4 protein-coding genes are annotated in these 3,370 nt (G+C 69.7%); all 4 read right to left on the bottom strand.

Annotated elements, in window-relative coordinates; translation table 11 throughout:
• The coding region (locus tag AC27KI_RS21170) for a lysylphosphatidylglycerol synthase domain-containing protein (protein ID WP_487115679.1) at positions 1 to 471 on the bottom strand (471 nt) is incomplete at its 3' end.
• Positions 468 to 878, bottom strand: coding sequence for a GtrA family protein (locus tag AC27KI_RS21165; protein ID WP_272566270.1), 411 nt, complete (start codon positions 876 to 878; stop codon positions 468 to 470). The genes AC27KI_RS21170 and AC27KI_RS21165, both read right to left, overlap by 4 nt.
• Before the next feature lie 7 nt (positions 879 to 885).
• Entirely contained in the window at positions 886 to 2,226 is a 1,341-nt protein-coding gene (locus tag AC27KI_RS21160) for an NAD(P)/FAD-dependent oxidoreductase (protein WP_272566269.1), read from the bottom strand.
• On the bottom strand, positions 2,226 to 3,164 hold the full coding sequence (locus AC27KI_RS21155; protein ID WP_272566268.1) for an NAD-dependent epimerase/dehydratase family protein: 939 nt from the start codon (positions 3,162 to 3,164) through the stop codon (positions 2,226 to 2,228). Before AC27KI_RS21155 ends, AC27KI_RS21160 begins: the two co-directional genes overlap by 1 nt.
• Between the last annotated feature and the right edge of the window lie 206 nt (positions 3,165 to 3,370).

The raw sequence follows: 3,370 nt of genomic DNA, 5'->3' as shown, positions 1-3,370 counted from the left end.
CACCAGCACGACGGCGCCGATCATGCCCGCCACGAACGCCACCAGCACCGCGAACAGCGGCAGCGCGGGGATGGCCAGCGCCGCCAGCAGCACCACGCACAGCAGGTCGAACGCGCGCTCGTAGACGAAGGCCGAGACGGTGCGCGCCGCCGGCACGCCGGCGCGCGCGAAGTAGCGCACGCGCACCAGCTCGCCCACCTTGCCGGGGGTGGCGGTGAAGGCGAAGCCCGAGAGGTAGGCCAGAAAGCCCGCACCCCAGGGCACGGCGTGCCCCGCGCGGGCCAGCAGCCAGCGCCAGCGCAGGTAGCGCAGCAGGTAGGAGGCGAAGGCGATCGCCGCCATCGAGGGCATCCAGGCGAGCACCTGCGGCAGTTGCGCGAAGACCTGGTTGCGCGCGTCGGCCCACACCAGGGCGGCCACGTAGGCCGCCGTGCAGGCCCCGGCCGCAGCGACGGCGTGGGCGGGCTTCATGCGCGGTCGGCGAAGGACCAGCGCTTGTGGCCCAGGTAGCTCGTGAACACCGGCACGGCCACGCCCACGGCATGGGCGATCTCGGGCACGAAGGCGGTCACGCCCAGGGCGGGCAGCACCTGGCGCGCCAGCAGCAGGCTCACGGCCCAGGTCTGCGCCACGGCCACGAGGTTCACCAGCACGAAGAACGCGGCGGACTTGCGCACCGACTGCTGGCTGCCCTGGAACACGAAAGCGCGCGCCAGCAGGAAGGCCGTGACCATGCCCACGCCGTAGGCCAGCACCACGGCGTAGGAAAACGGCATCCACTGGTTGAGCACGATGCGCGCGATGAAGTTGGCGAGCGCGGCCAGGCCGCCGGTCACCAGGAAGGCCACGAACTGCCGGGAGCGGAACTGCGCGAGCATGCGGGGCCTAGACCGGTGCCGCGGCCGCCTGCGCGGCCATCTGGCGCCCGAAGCCAATGCTCTCGGAGATGCCGCGGTCCTCGGGGTAGTAGTAGGACGTGTCGGCCACCCACAGGCCGCGCACGGGCAGCTGCACGGGCGGCAGGCTGTCCAGGTAGTTGGGCGGGCAGATGGGCTGGGCGTAGCGATAGCGGCTGGCGCGCAGGGCCAGGAAGTCGCTGTCCTGCAGCTTCGGGTTGATGGCCTTCAGGTAGCGGCGCACCTTGTCGAGGAAGGCCGCGTCGGGCTCGGCGAACTTGGGGTGCTCGCCAGGCATGTAGAACGGCACGTACACCACCGACTCCGCCAGCGGGCGCAGGTTGCTGTATTCGACCAGGCCGGGAATGTCCATGTCCGGATCGTTCACGTTGAGCCAGAAGTTCTCGGTCAGCGGCTGGCGCAGCTTGGCGATCACGCAGACCACGGCGATGTTCTGCAGCGCGCCGTACTGCGCCAGCAGCGCGGGCGGGAGGTCGGGCATGGTGCGCGGCACGTAGGGCAGGGGAATGGTGCTCACCACCTTGTCGAAGGCCTCGAAGCCCTGGGCGGTCTCCACGCCCTGCACGCGCGTGGCGTCCATGCGCACGCGGGTGACGGGCGTGGACAGGCGGATCTCGCCGCCGTGGCGCTGGATGTCGGCCACCATGCCGTCCAGCAGCGTGGCCGAACCGCCATCGAGGTGGCCGAGCTTTTCGCGCATCAGGCTGTAGCGCGAGCGGCCGATGCGGCGGATGCGGCTCCAGATCCACGCGGCCGACAGGTTGCCGGCATGGTCGTAGAACTTGTAGTCGAACAGGCGCCGCCACAGCACCTCGTAGGCCTCCTTGCCCACCCAGCGGCGGATCCAGCCCGTGGCCTCTTCGCCGTCGAGCGGCTTCCAGTCGGTGCGCTTCGTGGACAGGAAGGCGTGCAGGCCGTAGCGGAACTTGGCGACCAGGCCCAGACCCTGAAAGCGCAGCAGCGCCACCGGGTTGCCCCAGGGCTGCAGGCGCTTTTGGAACCAGTAGCCCATGCGCGTGGCGCGCCAGCGCATCCGGTCCGAAAGCCCCAGTTCGTCGAGCATCTGCAGGAAGGCGTGGTCCGAGGTGCAGTGGAAGTGGTAGTAGCGCTCGATGGGCAGGCCGTCGAAGTCGAACATCGCGGTCATGCCGCCCACGCGGTCGTCGGCCTCGAAGATCACGGGCCGGTGGCCGTCGCGCGCGAGCTGGTAGGCCACGGCCAGGCCCATGGGGCCGGCGCCCAGCACGGCGATGCGTTGGCCCGGCGCGGCGGCCGTGGATGCGGAAGGAGAGGGGGTCTGCGCGCTCATCAGAACTCCAGCACCACGCGGCTGTATTCCGGGTGGTTGAAGGTTTCGTGGATGGCCTCTGCGAAGGGCGTGGCGCGCACGCCGAAGATGCCGGGCCAGTCGATCACCTCGAACTCGTCGTGGGCCACCAGCGCCTTGAGCTGGTCGGCGGTGAACGGCGGGTCCTTGTCGAACAGCGCCCACACCTTGAGCAGCAGGTAGAAAAGGCCGTAGGGGATCTTCACGATCCAGGCGCCCGCGCCCGTGGCGGCCTTGATCTGGCGAATGATGTCGATGTAGTCCACCTTCTCCAGCCCCGTGATGTTGAACACGCCGCCCACGCGGCGCTCCTCGATGCAGCGCACGATGATGCGGCAGAAGTCCGCCGCGTACAGCGGCTGGCGCATGTAGCGGCCGCTGCCCGGAATGGGGAACACCGGCACCTTGCGCATGAAGCGCGACAGCCAGCCCAGGTGCTTGCGGTCGAACCAGCCGAACATCAGCGTGGGCCGCAGCACCACGCAGGGAATGCCGCTGTCCAGCACCATCTTTTCCTGCGCGCGCTTGGTCTCGGTGTAGTGGTCCTGGGCGACCGACTCGACCACCGAGGAGCTGATGTGCACGGTCTGCGGGATGCGGTGGCGCTGGATCAGATCGAGGATGCGGCCGGTGGAGGTGAGGTTGTTGCGCACGAACGGGTCGGCCTGCGGCGCGCCGATCTGCGCCTGCAGCATGACCACCACGTCCGCGCCCTCGAAGTGGCGCTCCCACGCGCCGGGCTCGGCCAGGTCGGCGTCCTCGGCCACGATGTCGGGGTGCACCTGGCGCAGGATGGCGAGGTTGCTCGCGTGCTTGTCCAGCACGACGAGGTTGTGGTAGCCGTGCAGCTTCAGGTGGGCCACGAGGTTCTGGCCCACGAGGCCGGCGCCTCCCGGCAGGATGATTTTGGCGTTCTTCATGGTGTTGGTTTTTCTCGGCGGGTTCGGGGCGCTCACTGCGGCGCCGGTATTTGCAGGGCCACCGAGCAGTCGGTGCCGGGTGCGGTCAGGGTCACGGCGGTGGGCAGCGCCTCGGGCGCGGCCTGCAGGTAGGCGGTGAAGGTCAGGTAGCGTGCGGGCGCATGGGGTCCTCCCGGCGCGCTCAGCTTGCGCCAGCGGTGGGGCAC

This window comes from Acidovorax sp. KPB24-03, assembly GCF_057546605.1.
The sequence above is the reverse complement of the archived record's forward strand: the minus strand, read 5'-3'. Positions and strand labels throughout refer to the sequence as shown.

Bases quoted from the DNA above. Each gene is read 5' to 3' on its own strand.
- AC27KI_RS21160 (WP_272566269.1), bottom strand. From the start codon at position 2,226: ATGAGCGCGCAGACCCCCTCTCCTTCCGCATCCACGGCCGCCGCGCCG.
- AC27KI_RS21165 (WP_272566270.1), bottom strand. From the start codon at position 878: ATGCTCGCGCAGTTCCGCTCCCGGCAGTTCGTGGCCTTCCTGGTGACC.
- AC27KI_RS21155 (WP_272566268.1), bottom strand. From the start codon at position 3,164: ATGAAGAACGCCAAAATCATCCTGCCGGGAGGCGCCGGCCTCGTGGGC.